At 35.3% G+C, this 23,718-nt stretch carries 24 protein-coding genes; 9 read left to right on the top strand and 15 right to left on the bottom strand.

Features of this window, described 5'->3' with window-relative positions; translation table 11 throughout:
• Positions 1-660 (bottom strand): reverse transcriptase domain-containing protein (locus ACM55F_RS02020; protein WP_416852038.1); only part of this gene is annotated, 660 nt, incomplete at its 3' end.
• A 722-nt stretch (positions 661-1,382) separates the two neighbouring features.
• Between ACM55F_RS02020 and ACM55F_RS02015 the strand changes: the two genes are divergently transcribed.
• A complete protein-coding gene (locus ACM55F_RS02015) occupies positions 1,383-1,970 on the top strand; it encodes a hypothetical protein (RefSeq protein ID WP_416852037.1) in 588 nt (195 codons plus the stop codon).
• A gap of 52 nt (positions 1,971-2,022) precedes the next feature.
• On the opposite strand, the gene ACM55F_RS02010 is transcribed toward ACM55F_RS02015, so the two are convergent.
• Entirely contained in the window at positions 2,023-2,445 is a 423-nt protein-coding gene (locus tag ACM55F_RS02010) for a group II intron maturase-specific domain-containing protein (RefSeq protein WP_465245380.1), read from the bottom strand.
• Between the two features lie 444 nt (positions 2,446-2,889).
• On the opposite strand from ACM55F_RS02010, the gene ACM55F_RS02005 reads away from it, so the two are divergent.
• On the top strand, positions 2,890-4,044 hold the full coding sequence (locus ACM55F_RS02005; RefSeq protein ID WP_416852035.1) for a hypothetical protein: 1,155 nt from the start codon (positions 2,890-2,892) through the stop codon (positions 4,042-4,044).
• Between the two features lie 389 nt (positions 4,045-4,433).
• Here the strand turns inward: ACM55F_RS02005 and ACM55F_RS02000 are convergent, their stop codons facing one another.
• The gene (locus tag ACM55F_RS02000; protein WP_416836058.1) at positions 4,434-4,811 is read right to left on the bottom strand and encodes a hypothetical protein; all 378 of its coding nucleotides are present in this window, start codon (positions 4,809-4,811) and stop codon (positions 4,434-4,436) included.
• A 54-nt stretch (positions 4,812-4,865) separates the two neighbouring features.
• A complete protein-coding gene (locus ACM55F_RS01995) occupies positions 4,866-5,039 on the bottom strand; it encodes a hypothetical protein (protein ID WP_416852034.1) in 174 nt (57 codons plus the stop codon).
• Positions 5,040-5,416: 377 nt separating this feature from the next.
• Here ACM55F_RS01995 and ACM55F_RS01990 point away from each other — a divergent pair, with 377 nt between their 5' ends.
• The gene (locus tag ACM55F_RS01990; RefSeq protein ID WP_416852033.1) at positions 5,417-5,788 is read left to right on the top strand and encodes a hypothetical protein; all 372 of its coding nucleotides are present in this window, start codon (positions 5,417-5,419) and stop codon (positions 5,786-5,788) included.
• A gap of 77 nt (positions 5,789-5,865) precedes the next feature.
• Positions 5,866-6,045 carry a hypothetical protein gene (locus tag ACM55F_RS01985; protein WP_416852032.1) on the top strand — a complete coding sequence of 60 codons (180 nt, stop codon included), beginning with the start codon at positions 5,866-5,868 and terminating at the stop codon, positions 6,043-6,045.
• A 176-nt stretch (positions 6,046-6,221) separates the two neighbouring features.
• On the opposite strand, the gene ACM55F_RS01980 is transcribed toward ACM55F_RS01985, so the two are convergent.
• The 11 genes from ACM55F_RS01980 to ACM55F_RS01930 all read right to left on the bottom strand — a co-directional run bounded on the left by ACM55F_RS01980 (position 6,222) and on the right by ACM55F_RS01930 (position 17,716).
• A complete protein-coding gene (locus tag ACM55F_RS01980; RefSeq protein ID WP_416852031.1) occupies positions 6,222-7,040 on the bottom strand; it encodes an MOSC domain-containing protein in 819 nt (272 codons plus the stop codon).
• A gap of 45 nt (positions 7,041-7,085) precedes the next feature.
• Positions 7,086-9,677, bottom strand: coding sequence for a multicopper oxidase domain-containing protein (locus tag ACM55F_RS01975; RefSeq protein WP_416852030.1), 2,592 nt, complete (start codon positions 9,675-9,677; stop codon positions 7,086-7,088).
• Positions 9,678-9,718: 41 nt separating this feature from the next.
• Positions 9,719-12,253: a heavy metal translocating P-type ATPase gene (locus ACM55F_RS01970; protein WP_416852029.1), complete on the bottom strand. Its 2,535-nt coding sequence runs from the start codon at positions 12,251-12,253 to the stop codon at positions 9,719-9,721.
• Between the two features lie 57 nt (positions 12,254-12,310).
• Positions 12,311-12,760 carry a heavy metal-binding domain-containing protein gene (locus ACM55F_RS01965; protein WP_416852028.1) on the bottom strand — a complete coding sequence of 150 codons (450 nt, stop codon included), beginning with the start codon at positions 12,758-12,760 and terminating at the stop codon, positions 12,311-12,313.
• A gap of 106 nt (positions 12,761-12,866) precedes the next feature.
• The gene (locus tag ACM55F_RS01960; RefSeq protein WP_416852027.1) at positions 12,867-13,427 is read right to left on the bottom strand and encodes a helix-turn-helix domain-containing protein; all 561 of its coding nucleotides are present in this window, start codon (positions 13,425-13,427) and stop codon (positions 12,867-12,869) included.
• A 5-nt stretch (positions 13,428-13,432) separates the two neighbouring features.
• Complete coding sequence (locus tag ACM55F_RS01955) at positions 13,433-14,161, bottom strand: DUF3347 domain-containing protein (RefSeq protein ID WP_416852026.1); 729 nt, start codon at positions 14,159-14,161, stop codon at positions 13,433-13,435.
• A gap of 62 nt (positions 14,162-14,223) precedes the next feature.
• A complete protein-coding gene (locus ACM55F_RS01950) occupies positions 14,224-15,099 on the bottom strand; it encodes a DUF3347 domain-containing protein (RefSeq protein WP_416852025.1) in 876 nt (291 codons plus the stop codon).
• 154 nt (positions 15,100-15,253) lie between these two features.
• Positions 15,254-15,625: a hypothetical protein gene (locus tag ACM55F_RS01945; RefSeq protein ID WP_416852024.1), complete on the bottom strand. Its 372-nt coding sequence runs from the start codon at positions 15,623-15,625 to the stop codon at positions 15,254-15,256.
• 87 nt (positions 15,626-15,712) lie between these two features.
• Complete coding sequence (locus ACM55F_RS01940) at positions 15,713-16,057, bottom strand: phage holin family protein (RefSeq protein ID WP_416852023.1); 345 nt, start codon at positions 16,055-16,057, stop codon at positions 15,713-15,715.
• A gap of 48 nt (positions 16,058-16,105) precedes the next feature.
• Positions 16,106-16,870, bottom strand: a complete 765-nt coding sequence (locus ACM55F_RS01935) for an alpha/beta fold hydrolase (RefSeq protein WP_416852022.1) — start codon at positions 16,868-16,870, stop codon at positions 16,106-16,108.
• Between the two features lie 132 nt (positions 16,871-17,002).
• A complete protein-coding gene (locus tag ACM55F_RS01930; RefSeq protein ID WP_416852021.1) occupies positions 17,003-17,716 on the bottom strand; it encodes a pyridoxine 5'-phosphate synthase in 714 nt (237 codons plus the stop codon).
• Positions 17,717-17,829: 113 nt separating this feature from the next.
• Between ACM55F_RS01930 and ACM55F_RS01925 the strand changes: the two genes are divergently transcribed.
• From ACM55F_RS01925 to bamA, 5 genes are all read left to right on the top strand, one after another.
• The gene (locus tag ACM55F_RS01925; RefSeq protein WP_416852020.1) at positions 17,830-18,489 is read left to right on the top strand and encodes a CBS domain-containing protein; all 660 of its coding nucleotides are present in this window, start codon (positions 17,830-17,832) and stop codon (positions 18,487-18,489) included.
• A 70-nt stretch (positions 18,490-18,559) separates the two neighbouring features.
• Positions 18,560-19,444: an NAD kinase gene (locus ACM55F_RS01920; RefSeq protein WP_416852019.1), complete on the top strand. Its 885-nt coding sequence runs from the start codon at positions 18,560-18,562 to the stop codon at positions 19,442-19,444.
• Between the two features lie 152 nt (positions 19,445-19,596).
• Entirely contained in the window at positions 19,597-20,280 is a 684-nt protein-coding gene (gene porG / locus ACM55F_RS01915; protein WP_416852018.1) for a type IX secretion system protein PorG, read from the top strand.
• A gap of 4 nt (positions 20,281-20,284) precedes the next feature.
• A complete protein-coding gene (locus ACM55F_RS01910; protein ID WP_416852044.1) occupies positions 20,285-21,025 on the top strand; it encodes an isoprenyl transferase in 741 nt (246 codons plus the stop codon).
• On the top strand, positions 20,958-23,702 hold the full coding sequence (bamA, locus tag ACM55F_RS01905; protein ID WP_416852016.1) for an outer membrane protein assembly factor BamA: 2,745 nt from the start codon (positions 20,958-20,960) through the stop codon (positions 23,700-23,702). Before ACM55F_RS01910 ends, bamA begins: the two co-directional genes overlap by 68 nt.
• Positions 23,703-23,718: the final 16 nt, after the last annotated feature.

The raw sequence follows: 23,718 nt of genomic DNA, 5'->3' as shown, positions 1-23,718 counted from the left end.
GTTACCAACCGTTTTGGCTTGGTATCTCGATTTGGTGTAGATGCTGAAATCATCGGCGTAACGGACAAACTTCAATCCTTTTCGTGTCAGTTCTTTGTCCAATTCGTGGAGCAAAATGTTTGACAAAAGCGGACTTATCGGACTTCCTTGCGGGACGCCTTTTCGTCGTTTGACCAGTTTTCCTTTGATGAGTATTGGCACTCGCAACCATTTGCGGATTAATCGCAAAGTCGTTGGACATTTTACCTTTTGGTAAATCAGATTCATCAGCAAGCAATGATCGACTTCATCAAAGAAGGTCTTTAGGTCAATGTCTACAATATAACTGTAGCCTTCGTGAATGTTCCCCAAGGCTTTGCCCACCGCTTGGCGGGCGTTTTTGTTGGGTCGAAATCCGAAGCTGTTCACACTAAAATCCTTTTCGAATCTCGGCATCATCGCTTGCGATACGGCTTGTTGAAGCAGTCTGTCGACTACTGTTGGAATTCCTAAAAGTCTTGTTTTACCATTTCCTTTTGGAATTTCCACACCAAGAATGGGTTGCGGTAAATAACGGTCATTCTTAATGTCTTCCAGTAATGCAGGCTTGTGTTCACGGAAATAGTCCGCCAGTTGAGTGGTTTTTAGTCCATCAACGCCCGCACTGCCTTTGTTGACCACTACTTGGCGTAGCGCCTTTTGGAGATTGTAAGGATGTGTTACTTGTGCAATCATGCTTGTTATTTTACATTAAATTCTTCCTGTTCCGCTTTTCTAGGGCTATGACTCACGTCATTCCGTTAGAAATTGAGAACCACCTGCGTTCAGTCCTTCCTTGTTTGTGAGTCCTATACCGTTTCTATTGGTAACTCGTTGCCCCAAGTACTATGACTTCTGCTGACTTCTCCACTTAACCAACTCGTGGTTGTGAAGACCTCCCTCGGTAAGCACTTCCTCTTTCAGTCTATCCCCGACGCATCTACTAACTAAACCTGTTGTCTTTAGGCTTTGCATTGCTGTGCATACTTACCCAATTTAGCTAGCCTCCTATGTGCTTTGTGTTCCTCGGTACAGACTTTTGCCGTTGGGCTTCCTTCACTGCATGGATTACTCCAAACCAGCTTGCCACGTGCTAATCGGCTCAATATAACTCAACAACTTGCCGATAAGGGACTTGCACCCTCTAGATAAAATTCCTACTTTTGAGGAATCGGAAGTGCATGCAAGGCACACACAGCTACTACAACGGATTTGGGCAATTGGCTTAATGGGAAGTTGGTTTTGTATTTGGGATGATTTGGCAAATCCGAATAATGGTCTTAATTTAACCCCAAACCCGCTGTAGCACCAGAACGTTGGCGGGAAGTCACACTAACAACAAATAAATTTAAAACCAAACTATAATGAAACCGACATTTATACTTTTACTACTTACATTTTATAATTTGATTTATTGTCAAAATAACGGATATATTATACGAAACAATGATACAATAAATGTTCAATTTAATGTAGGAGACCTAACAGTAAGAAGTTTTGGAAAAATAGGAAAACTGCAGGAAAAAGTAAAATATAAATTAAATGGGGAAAGCATAACTTCAAAACCAAGTGAATTAAATGGATTCTGCATCAAATCAAATAATAGAAATTTTTGCTTTGATTCATTTTATGAAGATCAAAAAGATAAAGGCTCTTTTTTATTTAGAGTTATTGGTAATAAAATAGATAAACTAACAGTGTATCAATTTTACGGATCAGGCTATGTAGGTGTAAATTATAATATTAAATTAGGATATTTAATCAAAAAGGAAAATCAAAAAGACTATACTTTTCCAATTACAGTTCCAAAAGCTTGGAAAGCAGAGTTAGCGAAAATAGTGGAAGATTGTCCAGCTTATCACAAATATGTCGAAGATAATATCAAAAAAATATTATTCGAAGATGATTTTGAAAATTATTTAAATGAGTATAAAAAACAATGCCAAAAATGACCTCCCGCCAATCGAGTAGACGGCTCCGCTAGAAACTAACGGAGTGCGCCTCTCACACCACCGTACGTACGGGTCTCGTATACGGCGGTTCGCAAAGTGATGGGTTGAGCTCCATGTAAATCTCCAACATTGATTGATAGCCTTTCTTCTTAAGTCGCAGTAGGGTAATTGTAGTGGTTAGAATCGGACTTTGGGCGATGCGCCATCCTCCTTTTCTGGTTCTGCTCCATGCATAAGCGTGGTCTTTGTCAATCCCTAATCGCATCAGGTTTTTCCTTTTGCGTTCGGGTTTCTTCCAGTCCGTCCAAATGCAGTAGCGCAGTCTATTGCGCAACCATCCGTCAATATCTCGTAACTTTCCTTGAATACTAGTCCCTCGAAAATAGTTTAACCATCCCCGTTGGATTTCGTTGATTTTACGGATGCGTTCCACCAGCTCCGCAAAGTATTCTTTCAAAGAATAAATTTGTCGCATAAGCTGCGCAAACGTCTCTGACTTTGCGCCTACTATAATAAGCAAATGATTATAAAATATTAACGGCAGATAGGATTTGGTACAAAGTCGGGAGACTTTGCACAGCGTAGCTTAATTTAGTCCCAAACCCGCTGTAGTAACGGGACTTAACCAAACACCAGCTCTGCTAAGTGTATATTTAAAGAATAATTTTATCGTTTACGCTGCGCAAATGTCTCTGACTTTGCGCCCACAATAACGAGCAAATACTATAGGGAGTGTAAAGAGTTAACAGCATATAGGATTTGGCACAAAGTCTGGAGACTTTGCAGCAGCTGATAATTATAATATATTTGAAATCAAATAAACACTGACGCTTGTCAGACAAAGCAGCCCAATTTAGGGTTGATAAATCTGGCATTATCAGACTTATATACAAGTTACCAGCAATTTTAATCAACAATCGTGATAACAAAACTTATATTAAAATACATATTTCGAGTTGAAAATGAGTTTGTATTCTTTTTAGGAGAAAAGCAACAAAAGGGAGCATTGTTACTTACTGTAAAATCAAAAGAAATTTGGAAGGAAGAATCTAGAAGAAAAAAAATTAAGTGTCTTATAAACTTTAAATGGAGTCCAACAAAACCTACACTTGAAAAACTCGTTAAAAGACTTTTCCTTGAAGAAATATTTGGAATCCCAGGTAAAGATTATGCAGATGAACTTTTTAAATTAACCTCTTGGCACAACACTAAAAATTGGAAATTTGATTGCCTAACAGAATCGGATAAACTTAAAGTCAATGGATTAAATGGCATGACAACATTAACCAGAATACGATTTGCCGAAATTACTTCACCATATCTTCATTTAAACCTTCAATTACTTTCACCTGAAATATGTTTTCTTTCATTTCCTATGGTAGTAAAAATTCCAATAACATCATTTGCCCATTATTTAGACATCCATTTCGAATTTGCCGTCAATTCAATTAGGAAGTCAAATCACCCAGAAGCCGACGACATAATTTCCTATTTATATGAACTGCTCAATATTCAGCAAAAAATCGCCATTTCGCTTCACGAATATTTAAGATTAACTCATTATGCTCAACTCAAAAAAGGTGACGCTTTGTTTATTAACGCTGAAATAAATGCAATCATGGCTGCCGACTTAGTATTTTCATATTTGAAAGCATCAATAGAAAAAACTGTAGTTTTATTTGGTTTAACGTTTAGCATTAAAAATTTAGAATCTAAAAAAACGCACAAACAAAAAGTAGATTCATTATTAAATAATCTGCCTATAGAAATTAAAAATCTTCCTTATTGTGATTTTGTATTTGAATTTATTAAGTCCGAAAATTTAGACCAGCTTAATAATTATCGATCTGGATTATTACATAAGAAAGGTATTTCGGATTTACAACCTCATAATTATGTGAATGCCGAGGCTCAAAAAATTCCATTAATTAAAATATTTAATATTTTGCATGAACAACATTCTAAAAATACAGCAACGCTTGTGGCAGTACTAGCAATGTTAACAGATGTATTAGTCAAAATGGATGCTCCGAATATAAGTATGGAAGAAATTATAGAACTATTTGACAAATAAAACTGCAGGTAACAGTTAGAGTTTCGTTGCGTGCGCAGCACGAACAATGAAACCCCCAGCTACGCAAAGTGTTCTTTAAAAGAAAAAATTTATCATTAATGCTGCGCAAATGTCTCTGACTTTGCGCCCACAATAATGAGTAAATAATATAGTGAGTATAAAACGTAAACGGCATATAGGATTTGGCACAAAGTCGGGAGACTTTGCCAGCGTAGGAGCACTTTAAAATACCGCATTACTTTTTAATTACAATGAAATTTAAATAATTTTCCGTAAAAGCGGAGAAAACATCTCTGACTTTTCTCTCCATAAAAATGCCTCCAAATAGCGTTTGACTTTTTTGGAGGCATTTCATTTTAACCAATAAAAAATAGCTTTTTTTAAAGCGATTAGTTGAACTGTGCAGCCACATATTCAATTAAACTTTCATCATCCATTTTATTAGAAGTACTTTCTTTAGTCTCAACATTTTTATACTGTGGAGTCTCACTCAAATATTTAATAAATTGTTCTTGTGCAGTACCAGTTCCTGTCACATGCAATTCATCAACATTTTGCATATGAGCAGTAATGTTTTTGAATAGTTTATGAAGTAAATCTCTTTCAGCATTGTTTGCTGCGTTTTCGCTTGAATTACGACCTTGTCCGTCAACTTTTTCGTGACCTAATATTACGAACTCACCTGAATCTACATTTTCTCTTCCTACAATAGTTGCATGATGTGAATCCATCCAAACACCAAATTGTTTTTTGTTTTTTTCTGACATTATTATATATTTTATATTAATACTTGTTTCTCATCCTGCATAGTTTCTAATTATTTAAACTCCTTTTACAGTTGTTCCTACTGCCAAAACAACAAAACCAACAAGCAATAGCGTGTAATTATGTTCTGTTAAAATCTGAATATGTGCAAAATGTCCGATGATTCCAAGTATACCGCAAATCAATCCTATAATCCAGGTAATTTTCTTTGGTGCTGAGGGGTTATTCATGTAAATAATTTTAAATGATGGTTCGAATAATTTGTTCCTAAGAAGCAAAAATAACCCTATACATTTGCAAAAATGTAATACAATTTTTGACAATAATTGTATAATTCACACATTTCCAATAAACAAGCTGCGCAATCGTCTCTTTGCGCCCACAATAACGAGCAAATAGCAAATGATTATAAAGTGCTAACGGCAGATAGTATTTGGCACAAAGTCGGGAGACTTTGCACAGCATAAAAACCATGAAATCGGTTTTGCAACTCGATAGCACTAATTTAAACAATAGCGCTAATCCGGAAATAAATGGTATTTTAGCCACAAAACCCTAACAAAACCTAGAACGTTGTACAGCATACCAATAATTAAAATTAAATAGATTGAAAAAATATTTAAAATATCTCATTTCACTCTTTCTGGCTTTTGGCCTGATGGTGAATGATGGTGCTTTAGATTCTCAATCAAATTCAGCAGATTATTACCAATTCTCGAACGTAATCCTCAGAAAAGAATTGAACTCTAAGGGTTCGAAATTATACGTGTTCCATCAGGTAAATTCGTCTGAAAAAACCTCATTCTTATTTCACTTAATTTATCTCCAATTTCAAGATGTTTTTAGTCTTCAAATTCCGGTTCTTCTAAAATTACAAACGCTACTTTATCAAAAAACAAGTTCATTTACAGCCCAACACCTCTTTGTAAATGAGATGATTACTTCCAGAAACCCATATAAAAGTTTATACACAGCCTAGAAATTTCTTTCTACGCATTTTATGCAATGCCATGCATAAAGATGATACCAAATGTCTAATCATTTATCATTTACAAAATGTATAAACACAATAACAAAACACGTTTAGAGCAATCTAAACACCCTATTCTTTGGGTAAAAAGAAAAATTATGCTAATTATTACCGCCTTTATGATTGGAATGTCAAACGGAATGAATGTGGGAGATCATACCATTAACGGAAATCAAAACCACACGGAACAACATAAAAAAGACTGATTTGATTGCTTGTATAGACGTTGCAACACACAAGCTATAAACGAGAATAGTATTAAAAGTCGGGTTGCTCTCTTGAGTCTCCCGACTTTTTAGCTATTTCAATAAGCAATAAATTTGAGTAAGAAGTCGGGAAACTTAGCCAACGGATAAGCTACACTCGCGAAGCGAAAACGTACTTAAATAGAAATCAAAACGGCAATTGCATCACCAACACCAACAAAACCAATTCCTGAACCTATCAAGTTTTGCCCAAACAACACATTATTTCCCACATTCCTGTATTTTGCCAAAGTCAGCAACGGATCTTTTCCTGATGTCACTCCTTTTTCTTGGTCTACTGTAGTCATTACACATCTTCCACAAGGTTTCACTCCAAAAAAAGTTAGCTCACCAATTGTAAATTCTTTCCAAGAATCTTCTTCATAAGCGTCACCACCTGTAAAAACAAAATTAGGTCGAAACCGATTAATCGGCAGTGCTTCCTTCATACGCGAATTCAAATCATCCAAGGACGATTGACCAATCAACAAAAAAGGATAGCCATCCGAAAAAGAATTAATATCAGCCTCCGTAACTGCATATTTAGCCTCCACTTTTCGGTGACTTTCTTCGGGCATGAAAACCAAACGAGCTGAAAATCCCAATAATCGGGAAAACCAATCTGAAACAACCGAATCTACTTCATATACCTGAATGGAGTCCTCCCAAACCATCACATCAATTTTAGTTTCGGCTTCCAAAAAAGATTGATGCAACGGAAATTGTATCGTTTCTAATTGTACGCGATGTGTAATCTTCAGAAAATCCCCTGTAATTTCAGGTTGAAAAAGAGCTAATTCCGGATGTTCTCTTTGCGACAGAAACATTCCGTTTTCATCAACCAACAGCCAACGGCGGTCGTGCTCCAAGCCCCGATCAGTCACTTGAGCTTCTTGCAATTTAATTCCACCTAATGATTTTACAGGATAAATCCAGATTTCTGAAAGTTGTAACATAGCACTATATTTTTCCCAAAATTACAAAAACAAACTATTCTGTTTTTAATAATTCAAACTCAATCCAAAACCCATTCCCATATCACTGTCGTAATGTGTAGTGATTCCAAAATTTCTCTTGACAATATACCGCAATCCTGCCATGTATTCGTTATCCGTATTCCACATTAAATTCATGCGCAATCTTTTAGAAACCGGAATATCCATGCGTTCAAATTGCAATCTGAAATTTCCGTCGGTAAATACTTCGGCTTGTGCTTTGATGAGCATTGGCAACGTATATTCGACTCCGGCACTGAAAACAGCACGATTGTCTTTGGTATTGGTTTGACCAAAAAAATTCTCTTCCATTTCTCCCATTTCCATTTTTCGATACCTCCAATCAAAACCGATGAACGGCATCAGCCATTGCATTTTCCCGATGTATCGTCCTATATGCGTTTCGGTTTCATACCCGTGATGATTGGTATAGCCCAAACGCCATTCGGTACCAATACTCCAACGCGTGTTTTGAATCATCAACATTCCATCGTTTCCATTGGTGGCAAAATCATTTTCGGCCATCACATGAAAAGCTCTGTCATCAGCAAACAATTTGCGTTGCGCTAATTTTGGATTTGGAATCAAAGGATTTGTCTCTTGATTTTCATAACTAAAAACCCTTCCCATTCCCGCCATCATGTGATAGAGAATGTGACAATGAAAAAACCAATCGCCTTTAACATTTGCATTAAACTCAATCGTATCGGTTTCCATCGGCATAATATCGATGATGTTTTTCAGCGGCGCGTATGCTTCTTTTCCGTTCAGCACTCTAAAATCGTGTCCGTGTAAATGCATCGGGTGGCGCATCATCGAACCGTTAAAGAGTACAATTCGAACATTCTCTCCTTTCTTTATCAAAATCTTATCAGCTTCCGAAACTACTTTATTGTCCAGACTCCAAACATACCGATTCATGTTTCCTGATAATTCAAACCGCAATTCTTTTATCGGTGCGTCTTTTGGCAATGTTGTTTTAGTGGGTGATTTCAGCATCGCATAATTCAATGTGACAATATCAGAAAGTGAATTAGAATCATACCTATTATGGTTTGCATGCTCATCATCTATTTTCATATCGGTTTTTTTAGTCTCCCCTCCTTCGGAGGGGCTGGGGGAGGATAATTCAGGATACATCACCACATTCATGTCCATTTGGTTCAGTGACATTTTCATGCCCATATCGTCTAAATCGCCATTCATTTTCATCATGCCGTTCATCATTTTCATGCCTTCAAAATACTTTAATTTAGGCAAAGGTGAAATCAATTGCTTGATGCCATCTCCTAAATACAACGAAGCCGATTTGGTCCTGTCCTCCGAAGTGACTAAAAACTCATATGCCGTTTTATCCGCTGGAATCGTTACAACAACATCATACGTTTCAGAAACAGCAACGATTAATCGGTCGACTTCAACAGGCTCCACATCATTTCCGTCACTAGCAACTACGGTGATTTTTCCTCCGGCATAATTCAACCAAAAATAGGTCGAAGCACCACCATTGGAAATTCTTAAACGCACTTTATCTCCCGCCTTGAACTGCGAAAGCTGGCTTTCATTTTTCCCGTTAATCAGGAATTTATTATAATACACATCACTTACGTCCATGGCGTTCATTCGTTTCCATTCGTTGGTGACTTTTGTCTTGAAATGTCCTGATTTTATGGCTTCGGCATAGCTTTGCGTGGTTCCTTTTTGAATCGCAAACCAATCCGTCGCATTGTGTAACATTCGGTGTACATTTTCTGGTTTCATATCCGTCCATTCACTCAGAATAATTGGAACGGTTGGCAAATCATCAATTCCTTTTCTAAAGGTTGGATCATCCGATTTTTTATTCATTACAAAAGAACCGTACATCCCAATTTGCTCCTGCAAACCCGTGTGACTGTGATACCAATGCGTTCCGTGTTGGATAATTGGAAATGTATATTTATGTGTGGTTTTCGGCTTGATTGGCATTTGTGTCAAATTAGGCACGCCGTCTTCTTTATTGGGCAAAAACAATCCGTGCCAGTGCAGCGAAGTATCTTCATTTAATTCGTTATGCACGTAAATTTCGGCAATATCACCTTCGGTAAACGTGAGCGTTGGCATCGGAATTTGTCCGTTTACGGCAATCGCTCTTTTGGGTTTATCCCCAAAAGTAACAATGGTATCCCGAACATATAAATCGTAACGAACAGTTCTTGAAGGAGCATTTTTAACTATTTTTTTAACCGATTCTTCTTTGAGTTTAGTGTTATCTGCGGGAACATTTGCATGATTTTTATGCAAATCATCACTTACTGCTTTAGTTTCAATAACGGTTGCTTTTGCAGGTACTGCTTTTTTTACAACTACCTTTGGCACTTGCTTTTTTTGAACGGATTTTTTTATCGGTTTTGTTTTTTCCTTAATCAAATCCATACCGCATTTGGGGCATTTCCCAGGTTTACTGGCATGAATTTCAGGGTGCATTGGGCATGTATATGTTGTAGGCTGTACCTGAAAAATTTCTATTTTTTTAGAAATTTTTCTCTCATTCTTATTTTCTGCTTGCGCAAAGGGATAAATAGTCAGGAAGAAAATTAATAGGATGCTACTTTTCATTATTTTTTGTTTTTCAATAGAATTTTTCAATCTTAATTTTTTTATAGTTTTAAACCGCGCAATCGCAACGCATTTGCAATTACAGAAACCGAACTAAAACTCATGGCCAAAGCCGCAATCATTGGCGAAAGCAACACTCCAAAAAACGGATATAAAACGCCCGCTGCAATTGGAATTCCAAGTACATTATAGAAAAAGGCAAAGAATAAATTTTGTTTGATATTTTTCATCACGGCATGACTTAAGTTTTTCGCTTTGACAATGCCTTGTAAATCACCTTTCACTAACGTTATTTTAGCGCTTTCAATAGCGACATCCGTTCCGGTTCCCATCGCAATTCCGATGTCTGCTTGCGCCAAAGCCGGAGCATCGTTGATTCCGTCACCCGCCATAGCCACAATTTTCCCTTCGGATTGCAGTCGTTTAATTTCCTTGAGCTTGTCTTCGGGCAAACAACTGGCTTTAAACGAACTTAAATTTAATTGTGTCGCCACTGCTTTTGCCGTATTTTCATTATCTCCGGTAAGCATAATCACCTCAACTCCTTGGCGCATCAGTTCTTTTATAGCTTCAACACTTGTTGTTTTTATGGCGTCAGTTATCGATACAAATCCCACCTCGATTCCGTCCACTGAAATGTAAGAAACCGTTTTTCCCAGTTTTTGTTCGGCTGTGATTTTATTTTCTAATTCATCCGAAACCGTGGCATTCACCTGCTCCATTAATTTTTTATTTCCGAGCGCTACTTTTTTATTGGTAACTGTACCAACAACTCCTTTTCCTGAAATCGCTTCAAAATCCTTTACGTCGATTAATGAAACTCCTTTCGCTTTCGCAAAATTGACTACGGCTTGCGCCAAGGGATGTTCGCTGTACTGATTTAAAGATGCAATGCTTTGCAATAAAGAATCTTCTTCATTATTCACGGAGAATACTTTTTCAACTGAAGGTTTTCCTTCGGTAATTGTTCCTGTTTTATCGGTAATCAGAACATTTACTTTGTTCATATTTTCCAATGCTTCGGCGTTTTTTATCAAAACTCCCGATTGTGCTCCTTTCCCAACACCAACCATTACCGACATGGGCGTAGCCAATCCCAAAGCGCACGGACAGGCAATTATCAATACCGCAATAGCATTGATAAACCCATAAACCATAGCGGGTTCAGGACCAAATTGTGCCCAAACAAAAAAGGTAATTACAGATACAAAAACCACAATTGGCACAAAATATTTAGCTATTTTATCGGCTAGTTTCTGAATCGGTGCTTTAGACCTACTGGCAGTATTGACCATTTGTACAATTTGCGAAAGCAACGTTTCCGAACCCACTTTTTCGGCAATCATCACAAACGATTTATTGCCGTTTATTGTTCCTGCGATAACGGAATCATCCTTTCTTTTATCAACTGGAATTGGCTCTCCAGAAATCATCGATTCGTCAATGGTACTTTCTCCATCGGAGATTTTTCCATCCACCGGAATTTTATCTCCCGGTTTTACACGCAATAAATCACCTTTTTTGATGTCGTGTATTGAGATTACTTTATCCGCTCCATCGCTAACCAAAGTGGCTTCGGTTGGTGTTAATTTCAATAATTCTTTTATCGCACCACTGGTTCGACTATGTGCTCTGGCTTCTAATAACTGACCTAATAAAACCAAAGTCAATATGACTGTTGTTGCTTCAAAATAGAGCGAAACCGTTCCGTTATGCGTTTTAAATTCATTGGGAAAAATAGCTGGAAAAAACATTCCGACTAAACTAAATAAAAATGCCACGCCTGTACCAATTCCGATAAGGGTAAACATATTGAGATTCCAAGTAACAATTGATTTCCATGCACGCTCAAAAAACATCCAACAGGCATAAAAAACAACTGGAAGCGAGAGTATTAATTGTACCCAATTCCACTTTTCTGTACCCATAATTTTCATTAATGGATTATTCGGAATCATATCTGACATGGCAATAATAAAAATAGGAACTGTACACACTACCGCTATTTTCATTTTGCGAACCAAATCATTGTACACCTTATTTTCTTCAGAATCGGTGGGTTCCATTGGCACTAAATCCATCCCGCAAATGGGACACGAACCAGGACCGTCTTTGATTACTTCGGGATGCATGGGACACGTGTACATTGTTTTTGCAGCACTTAATTCTGGGACTTTTTCCAGATTCATTCCGCACACCGGACAACTTCCCGGTTTATCATAGACTTTTTCGCCCTCACAATGCATGGGGCAATAGTATTTGCCTTGCGCAGTATCGGGTAAAATTACGGTTGGTTTTTCTTGTTGTTTATTCGAACTGCAACACGATTTCTCGATTGGTTTCTCAGTAGCTTCATGAGAATCAAGCGCATTATTCATGGCAATTGTATAGTTTCCGGCTGCAGTTAAGGTCTCTTGTAATTGAGCAGTGGAAATGTGTTTATCCATTGTTATTGTCGCTATTGGCGGATCCAAAGTAAGTGTTGCTTGAATCCCTTCAATAGCATTCAATGTTTTTTCGACTTTGGAACGGCAACCGTCGCAAGACATTCCAGTGACTGTATAGGTATGTTTCATAATGTTGAATTAAAAAAAATCGGTTCTATAAAAGTATAGAACCGATTTTAAAAAAATTTAATGTTGATGATTCTCTTCTTTTTTGTCACTTTCTGTTGGAGTCATCTGCATACCACATTTAGGACATTTTCCAGATTTATCACTTATTTCTTTCGGGTGCATCGGACAAGAATATACCGGTTTTTGAACTTCTTGGGGAGTCATTTTCATTCCGCATTTAGAACATTCTCCAGGTTTATCAGCAGTTGTACCATCCATTTTACAAACGTATTTTGTAACAACTTCTGTTTTTGTTCCTTTCCCTGAAGTGTCGTGTTTTAATGTTTTTACTAATTTCATTCCACACTTACTACACTCCCCTTCTTTGCTACTCATCTCTTTTGGGTGCATGGGACACGAATACATTTCTTTATGGGTTTCCTTTTGGGACGATTTCACCGCTTCTTGAGCTGATGCCATTGAATTCACTACTAAGAACACGCTTAGTACGATAATTAATGTTTTCATTTTTTCTATTATTAAAATATTAAACTAAAGATTCATTTCTACTGTTCAAAGGTACTCGACCTGATATTTTGACTTGTTGTAGAATTTTGGAAATGATTTGTAAATTTTACAACCCATCAATTTGTAATCTGTTATTTTCTTTTAATTGTTTAAAATGAGTTGGCGTTACGCCCGTGATTTTTTTAAACTGATTACTCAAATGTGCTACATCGCTGTAATTCAATTTAATTGCAATTTCACTTAAAGTTAATTCTTTATACATTAATAACTCCTTTACTTTTTCAATTTTTTGAGCAATAAAATAATGCTCAATAGTTGTGCCTTGAACTTCTGAAAATAAATTACTCAAAGCACTGTAATCTTGCACTAATTGTTCTGATAAATAGTGTGATAAATTAGTTTTTAATTCATTATTTTGATGGTGTACCAAATCAATAATAAGGCATTTAATTTTCTCTATAACTATCGTTGTTTTGTCTTCTAACAATTCAAATCCGAGCGATTGTAATTTTATTTCTAACTCTTGCTTCTGGTTCTCTTTGAAATTTTCTAATAGTTCCACTTCCCCCAATTCAACTGAAACAGGAAAAATTCCAATCTTTTCGAGCTCGGATTTCACAACCATTTTACAGCGATCGCATACCATATTTTTGATGTAGAGTTTCATCGCTATTAAATTGCCTCAACCATTCTGCCACAACTTAACATCTCAGAACCGTAATACGGATTTTTAACGTCTTTGGTTTCGCTTATCCAATACCCATCTTTTCCTTCATTATACATTGGACAATAATCCTGATATAATTTTTGATCTGTTCCAAAGGTTTTTATCAAATCATGTACATCTTTGCTCAACAGCGCAAAATATTCTCTTTGATGATCCATTTTCCCGGCATTGTCACCTATATGTTTCACATGTTCCTTAGCATTTTTAGCAATGTCATTGTACTTATTTTTCAGTTTTACATTTGAAATAGTATTAGAATTTACTTTGTCAAACGTAGCATACAAAGCTTTTCCAGCAATGGCAGCGCCTTTAGAATCATCTTTCACCAATGCATTTTTAAGTTTTAAATAACTGCTTACAATTTCATTAATTGTAAACGAAGTTGCGGCAACTTTTTTAGTGGTTGTAACTGTATTTTCCATTTTAACATCAGTCGTACTGGCATCATTTTTTTCTGTTTTTGGCATTTGCACCACTTTTTCTGTTAGCTCCATACCACATTCAGGACATTCAGCTCCTTTTTCACCGGTAATTTCAGGATGCATCGGACACGAATACAATTCCGAAGTCGTTTTGGTTGCAACTGGTTTACCAGCTTCTGTTTCTTTATTTTTTTGGTTACAAGCTGTAAATAGGAATGCGCATGCAATCGAGGATAGGATTATATTTTTCATATTTTATGTTTACTGATTTTTAGTTTTATTTTAAAGTCACTGCTATAGTTCAATCCTGCAAATTACTTAATCGTTTCGACCGTTTTACCACAACTCAACATTTGAGAACCATAATAAGGGTTTTTAATCGTATCCTCTTTGCTCAACCAGTTTGCACCTTTACCGTCATTTGCCATAGGACAAAACTGAAGATAAACCGGAGTTTCGTATTTTGCCACTTTTACCAATTCGTACATCGATTTTGAAAAAGGGATAAAAAATTCTCTTTGACGTTTGATGTCTTCTGTCTCCGAAATGTTTTTGGCACCAGCCATTAAACCTTTCATTTCTTCCATCCAAACCATGTGAACATCCATAGCCAGTTCGTCCATTTTAACAGCGTTCAATGAAACTAACAAATCTTTTGCTATTGTTGCAGCAACTTTTCCGTCTGTTTTTACCAAAGCATCTTTCAAAAGGAAATAGGTATCAAAAACAACTTTTAATTTAGTATCAACTTGTTGTTTTGCAACTGCATTATCAGCATGATTAGCGTGGTTTGCATGATTTTCTGTAGCAACGGTTTCCATTTTCATTTCTGTTGAAACAGCTACTTTAGCTTCTCTTTCATATTGACAACATCCGTGTAATGTATCGTAAACATCATCCGGAGCAAGAAATTTATCGCTGTCGTAACCGGCTAAAGCAATACGTTTCAATATTTCATCCTGACTCGTTTTTGTGGAATCATAGGTAAGTGTAGCCATTTTAGAGTCTTTATTCCACTCGACTTTGGCTACTTTTTTCAGGGTTCCGGCAGTTTCTATCTTGCTTTTACACATATCACAGTTTCCGTATATTTTTACCGTTTCTGTTGTAGCATTTTTAATTTGCGCGCTTGCAATTGTAACTGAAAGCAATAGCGTTATTGCCATCAATATTCTTTTTATTGAGTTCATTGTATGAATAATTTTGATGTGAATTAGTCGCAAAAAACATTAAAAACAATAGTCTGTTTCGCTACATTTCAAATTGTAATTGACTAAAATTTAATGATTGTAAAAGCATAAAATGCTTTGAAATAGACAGTCTTTTGGCTGTCACAGAAGGAATTTAGCTTATTTTAGGTGGAAGCCAAATAGAACGGAAATCTGAGGAAATGAAGATTTCTGAGTAATAATAATTTTGTTTTTCAATAGAAAAACTGAAGAGTTGATTATTCAATTCCGTGTAAAACAACGAAGTCATCCCTAAATAAACGGTTGAACTGCTGCAAGTAACATTTTTACAAGCGCCATTACAACCTTCATGAGATTTCTCTTTTGAAGACTGTTCTTTTTTACAGCATTCTTTTTTATCCTTTTTTGAAGAAGACTCTTTTTTGCAACATGACTTCTCCATTTTTGTTCCACATGCAAAAGCCACGCTTGGTGTCATAAAGAAACCAAGCATAACTAATAACACTATGTAAAACTTTTTAGACATTGTTTATCTTATATAGAAGCACAAAGTTATAAAATTAACAAATACTGTAAATTAATTCATTCACAAATACGTGTTAAAAACAATTCTTTATTTTCCTTCTCCTAATATTCCATTCATTATGGACTGTAATAATGACAAGATAATACTAAAAAATAAGGCAGTCCAAAACGTGTCTACGCTGAATCCGCCAACAATTTCTGTACATAACAAAATCATCAGTGCATTAATTACCAATAAAAACAATCCTAAAGTAATAATCGTAACCGGCAATGTAAGTATTACTAATATTGGCTTGATAAATATATTAAGCAACCCTAGAACAATTGCTACGATTAATGCTGTAGTAAATCCTGCGACATGAACCCCCGGCATAAAGTTCGCAATTAGCAATACTAAGCCCGAAGTGATAAGAATTTTGATCAGTAAATTCATGAATTTTTATTTTAAAATTTTAATAAATGTAGTGAAAATTTAAAATTATTACGTTTGTTTCAAGAAAGAAGTCACTTTTTGATAAAATTCAGCCGGGTTTTCGGCATGAAGCCAATGCCCTACATTAGGAATCGTTTCGATAGTTGAATCAGGAAAATGCTGTTTTATGTTTTCGAAATCGCTGTCCAAAATATACCTGGAATTTCCACCGCGAATGAATAAAGTTGGCTTTTCAAAAATGGAATTCTCGGGTAACGGAATTCCTATTTCATCCATTTTTGTATTGAAAACTGCCAAATTAAATCGGAAAGCGAGTTGTCCCGGCTCTTGCCAATACAAATTTTTCATTAAGAATTGTCTGGTTCCAAAATCAGGTATGTATTTTTCCATGATTTCTTCGACTTCGTTTCGGCTTGGCTTTTTTGAAAAATCTACCGCATTCAATCCCGCCAGAATATCCTGATGGTGTTGCGGATAAAATTTTGGTCCAATATCAGCCACAATTAATTTACTTACTAATTCCGGATGTATCGTTGCCAAAAGCATGGCTACTTTCCCGCCCATGGAATGTCCAATGATGTTGACATTTTCTAAATTATGAGCTTGGCAATACTCGTAAACATCCTGAACCATGATTTCATAACTGAATTCTTCGGAATGTAAGCTTCGGCCGTGGTTGCGTAAATCGAGAATATGAACCTGAAAATCGGAAGCAAATTGTATTCCAAGCGTTTTCCAATTGTCAGACATTCCCAGAAATCCGTGGATAATTAAAAGCGGTGGGCCAGAGCCTTCTATTTTTGAGTACAACATAGTATGAGGTTTGTGGAGCGCGTGAGAGATAGCAGTGAAAAGCCCGGAACAAAACGGAATGAAATGGAGTTTTGTGAGGACTTGTAACGTATAGCCCGACCCACTTTTTCTGCGGGACACGCCCAAATTATTTTATTTTAATTTTTGCAAATACATATTAATCACATTATCCAATCCCAGATAAATGGCTTCGGAAATTAAAGCATGACCGATAGAAACTTCGAGTAATCCGGGAATATTTTCTTTGAAAAACTGAATGTTATCCAAACTCAAATCATGACCTGCGTTGATTCCCAAACCTATTTGATTGGCTAAAATTGCTGATTCCATATAGGGTTGTATTCCTCTTTCGTTACCCAAACTGTATTCATGTGCGAAGGCTTCGGTATATAATTCGATTCTTTCGGTTCCAATTTTTTTCGCGCCTTCAATCATTTCAAGAACAGGATCCACAAAAATGGAGGTTCTTATCCCATTTCTCTGAAATTCCTGAACGATTTCAGTTAAATACACAGCGTGTTTTATGGTATCCCAACCTGCATTGGAAGTTATGGCATCGATAGCATCAGGAACCAAAGTGACTTGGGTAGGTTTTATTTCCAGAACGAGATCAATGAAGGTTTTCTCTGGATTTCCTTCAATATTATATTCGGTATAAACTATGGATTTCAAATCTCGGGCATCTTGATACCTGATGTGACGCTCATCCGGACGGGGATGAATCGTGATACCTTCCGCTCCAAACTTTTGGATATCGGTTGCGACTTTTAATAAATCAGGAACATTTCCACCTCGGGCATTTCGTAAAGTAGCTATTTTATTGATGTTTACACTTAACTTTGTCATTGGAACACTTTTTGATTATATAAATAGTATTTATTGACGCAAAAATACAAAGTAAAAGGTAGGAGTTTTTGCTTATTTTTGATTATTTTGCATGAAATATTTCCGACTGATTTATGACAGAAATTACAAACTATATTACCAATGATTTTAAAGCGATTGACAGCCAAGAAACTATTGCGGTTGTTCAAGACTTTTTCAATGAATTACACTTTTCACACTTTCCGGTAGTCGAAGAGGGAATTTATATTGGTACTATTGCATCCGATGATTTAGAAACATTTGATAGCAATAAAAAAGTAATTGATTATAGATACACACTTGAAGGATTTTATACACGAACAAATACAATTTGGCTGGATGTTTTAGAAATTTTTGCAAAAAATCACACCAATTTAGTTCCTGTATTAGATGAAAACAATAAATATGTTGGCTATTATGAAATAGAGGATATCATGAAATTTTTTCACGAGACGCCATTTTTAAAAGAACCGGGCGGAATCATTGTTGTCAAAAAACCGATTTTGGATTATTCCATGAGTCAGATTACTCAAATTGTAGAAAGCAATAACGGAAAGCTTTTGGGCTTATTCATCTCTGAAGCTGATGTTGACAGTGTTCAGGTAACCATGAAAATAAGTTTAGGAGCCATGAATGAAATAATACAAACGTTCAGAAGGTATAATTATGAAATTATATCCGAGCATCAAGAAGACAATTACATTAACAATTTAAAGGAACGTTCTGATTATTTAGACAAATACCTTAATATATAGTTTACTCGTTAATTTGTTTATTTACTTCAACAAATTAACAGATTTAACTAAATTAAAGATTAAACAACAGATGAAAGTAGCTATATACGGACAATACTATCTTGTAAGCACAGAACCAATCATAAAAGATATTTTTGTTTTTTTTAATAAAAACAATGTTGAAATGGTTATTGAAGCAGAATTTCTTAAAATGCTTTATGAAAAGAAAATAATACAAAAAGAATACAACACTTTTTCATCACATACAGAATTAGACAAAACTTTTGATATGCTTATAAGCATCGGTGGTGACGGAACTATTTTAAGAGCTGTTACATTAGTCCGGAATTCTGGCGTTCCAATACTAGGAATAAATGCAGGTAGATTAGGCTTTTTGGCTACAGTTCAAAAAGAGAATATTGCTGCATTTATGCAGTTTGTCATTGATAAAAAATATACGATTTCAAAAAGAACATTATTAAGTTTGTCCTGCACTCCCGAAAACGAATCTCTATTAGACATCAATTTTGCTATGAATGAAATTTCAGTTAGCCGAAAAGATTCCACCTCGATGATTACCGTAGAAACGTACTTGAATGATGAGTTTTTAAATTCCTATTGGGCAGACGGCTTAATTATTGCCACTCCTACAGGATCGACAGGATATAATTTAAGTTGCGGAGGTCCTATTTTAACCCCAGATGTAAAAAGCCTAGTAATAACTCCTATTGCACCGCACAACTTAAATGCCAGACCGCTTGTAGTTCCTGATGAAACAGAAATAAGACTAAAAGTTTCAGGTAGAGAAAATCAATATTTAGTATCCTTAGATTCCAGAATTGCATCTGTAAAAAACGAATCAATCCTAACCATTAAGAAAACTCCTTTTCAAATAAACATGGTGGAAATCCCAGAAGAAACCTTTCTAAAAACATTGCGTACCAAACTACTTTGGGGAGAAGACAGAAGGAATTAATCCATTTTAATTAAACGCTATACGATTCTATCTATTTTTCACGTTTGGATTTATCTAACGCCTACTGTTAATTATTCGAAATAAAGGACAATTAACACTATGGGTATTGAATCGTATTGATAATTATTATATTTGCACGCAATTTTAACTAAATGAACAAAATTTTTATTTTTATTTTATGCCTATTCCCATTTTTAGCAATTCATGCACAAATTCATGAAGTTGGTATTTTTATAGGAGGCAGTAACTATATTGGAGATGTTGGACCCACAACCTATATTTCTCCAAACGAACCTGCTTTGGGATTGCTTTATAAATGGAATAAAAGCCCAAGACATGCCTATCGTTTTTCGTATACACAATCAAAAATTGTTTCTAACGATTTGGATTCTGAAGAAGGTGGTAGAAACCAAAGAGGATATCGTTTTGAAAATAGTATAAAAGAAGTATCTTTAGGCCTTGAATTCAATTTTTTCGATTTTAATCTTCATGAAATGAGGAATAAAATCTCTCCTTATGTATATTCCGGAATAAACTATTTTAGATATGACGAGTTATATGTTTTATCAGGCGAGACAAGAAAAGACAAAGGTTCCGGCTCTTTTGCAATCCCAATTAATTTAGGAATAAAATCAAACATTACACCTAATTTTATCTTGGCTGTTGAAGTTGGAGCTCGATATACCCTTACAGATAACCTGGACGGGAGTAATCCGAAAAATGAAAATTTAGAAATGTTACGATTTGGAAATTTAAATAATAATGATTGGTATGTTTTTTCGGGATTAACCCTTACTTATACCTTTGGAAACAAACCTTGTTACTGTGCAGAATAAAGAAATGGATTTACTACCTACAATAGACGAAACAAATTTACCCAAACATTTAGCCATTATAATGGATGGCAACGGCCGTTGGGCGAAACAAAAAGGACTTTTAAGAGCTTTAGGGCATGAAAGCGGAACCAAATCAGTTAAAAAAATAATTGAAGCCAGTGCCAAATTAGGAATAGAGTATCTTACGCTTTATGCCTTCTCTACCGAAAATTGGAATAGACCAAAACTGGAAGTAGAAACTTTAATGAGAGTGTTAATCAATTCATTAAAAAAAGAACTGATAACACTACAAAAAAACAACATCAAACTGAATGCCATTGGTAATCTGGAAAAATTACCAAAATCTGCGCAAAAGGAACTTCTTGACGTAATAAATAAAACAAAGGACAACACTAAAATGACCCTGACACTGGCATTAAGCTATGGTTCTAGGGAAGAATTAGTCAATGCAGTTAAAAACATTTGTAGTAAAGTTAAAAATAATATAATTTCAATAGACACTATTGACGATTCAATTATAAATGAGCATCTTTACACGCAAAATTTACCTGATGTAGATTTATTAATACGAACCAGTGGAGAACATAGAATAAGTAATTTTTTATTGTGGCAAATTGCCTATGCAGAATTATATTTTACCGACATCCTGTGGCCAGACTTTAAAGAACAAGATTTATATGAGGCTATTATTAGTTATCAAAAAAGAGAACGTAGATTTGGAAAAACAAGTGAACAAATTAAATAATTTTTTAGTGTTACATAAAAGCATAAAAACAGTCCTTACAATTTTGATATTTGGTAGTTTTACTCAAATTAAAGCTCAAGATAGAGTTCCTTTTGACCAAGGAAAAAAATACATTCTAGCCGATGTTGCCGTTATTGGAAAAATAAGTTTCAATTCTCAGACCGTCGTAACTTTTGCAGGACTTCAAAAAGGACAGGAAATAACCATTCCGGGTGAAGAAATAAGCAGTGCTATTAAAAAACTTGGGAAATTAGGACTTTTTGATGAAATTTCATTTTACGTTAACAGAGTCCAAAACGACAGTATTTATCTTGACTTAAACATAGCCGAATTACCTAAGTTAAATGAGGTCAAATTTGTTGGTATTAAGAAAAACAAAACTGAAGCTTTAATTAAAGATAACAGTCTTACTAAAAATAAAATTGTAAACGAAAATTTAATTACTACCACTAAAAACTACATTGAAAATAAATACAAAAAAGACGGTTATTACAATACTAAAGTAACCATAAACACCACTAAAGACACTGCAACAGTAAATCAAGTAAATATGCTTGTAAATATTGATAAAGGTGAAAAAGTAAAAATTCAAGAGATTGATTTTGTTGGGAATACCAAATTATCTGATAAGGTTTTGCGTAAAGCAATGAAAGATACAAAACAGAAAAATCCAATTCGAGTCTTAAAAGCGTCTAAATTTATACAGGCAAAATATAAAACCGACTTAGAAAAAGTAATCGCTGCCTATAAAGAAAAAGGATATCGAGATGCGAGAATACTTTCGGATTCTGTTTCTTTTGATAAAAACAAAAAAGCATTATCTATTAAAATAAATGTAGAAGAGGGAAATAAATACTACTTTGGAAATATTAAATTTTTAGGAAATACTGTTTATTCAGATCAATTGTTGAGCAGAATATTAAGTGTTAAAAAAGGAGAAACATACAATGGTGTACTTCTAGAGAAAAGAATCGCAGACAAATCTAAACCGGACGGTGAGGATATTACCAATTTATATCAAAATAATGGGTATTTATTTTCTAATATAAATGCCGTAGAGGTAAAAACGGCAAACGACACTATCGATTTTGAGATAAGAGTTACTGAAGGACCTTTGGCTTATTTCAATAAGATTACGGTTGTAGGAAATGACAAAACAAATGACCGCGTTATCTATAGAGAATTAAGAACTAAACCAGGAGAAAAATACAGCAAAGAAGAACTAGTGAGAACCATTCGTGAGATAGGACAATTAGGATTTTTTGATCCTGAAACAATTGATCCAAAATTCAAAAATGTAGATTCTGGAGCCGGAACTGTTGATATAGAATACAACCTGGTTGAAAAAGGATCAAGTCAAATAGAACTACAAGGTGGTTATGGCGGTGGTGGTTTTATAGGTACTTTAGGATTATCATTTAACAATTTTTCAGCGAGAAACATTTTCAATAAAGAGTCATACAAACCTTTACCAATGGGTGATGGTCAAAAAGTTTCCTTACGATTACAAGGAAGTACTTACTTTCAAACGTATAGTATGTCATTCTCAGAACCTTGGTTTGGAGGAAAAAAACCAGTTCAATTTAGCACATCGCTATCGTACAGTAAACAGTTTTTAAATAATTACATTACACAAAGAGTTGATAAAACTAAAAGTTTTAATATTATGACTTTGTCTGTTGGTCTAGCTAAGAGATTAACTGTGCCGGACGATTTCTTCGTTTTATCACAATCAATAAGCTACCAACATTATGATTTGCAAAACTACAACACAGGATTATTTACATTTGGAAATGGAACGTCAAGAAACTTAGCCTATACCGTAGGATTAACACGAAGTAATAAAGGGGTGAATCCAATTTTTCCAACGTATGGTTCAGAATTTAGTATTTCAGCTAAACTGACGCCTCCCTATTCATTGATAAACGGCGTTGATTATGCAACATTAGGTGATCAACAAGAATACAAATACAAGTACACAGGTACAACTTACACAGGTTCAAACGGAATACAAGTAAATGATGGAGATTATGTTGAGGCTATTCCTAGCACAACGAACCTTACTCCAAATAAAGTTTCCAATTACCAAGATGCTGCTGCTGACCCTGCAAAAGTGGATCAAAAGAAATTTAATTGGTTAGAATATTATAAAATTAAGTTCAAAGCAGACTGGTACACAAAAATTTATGGTAAATTAGTACTCCGAACATTAACTGAATTTGGATTCCTTGGAGCATACAACCAAGAAAGAGGTGCTGTACCATTTGAAAGATTCTATGTAGGTGGTGATGGATTAGCCAATTATTCGATGGATGGTAGAGAAACCATTCAGCTGAGAGGATATCCAAACAACTCATTGACTCCGGTAAACAGTGCTGGTGAGCAAATTGGGGCAACGGTTTACAATAAATTTTCATTAGAAATGCGTTATCCAATAACATTAAAATCATCGGCATCTATTTATGCATTAACATTTTTAGAAGCAGGTTCGTCTTATGCTAATTTCAAGAGCTATAACCCTTTTGCATTAAGTCGTTCCGCAGGAGCTGGTCTACGAGTATTTATGCCGGCATTTGGATTATTGGGAATTGATTTTGGATATGGATTTGATGCTTTACCAGGAACAACAAAAGCAAATGGATGGGAAACCCATTTTATCATTGGACAACAATTTTAAAAAAATTAGTTAAAAA

Source organism: Flavobacterium melibiosi, assembly GCF_048158545.1.
Taxonomy (GTDB): domain Bacteria; phylum Bacteroidota; class Bacteroidia; order Flavobacteriales; family Flavobacteriaceae; genus Flavobacterium; species Flavobacterium melibiosi.
Note: the sequence above shows the minus strand (reverse complement) of the source record. Positions and strands in the feature narration are given on the sequence as shown.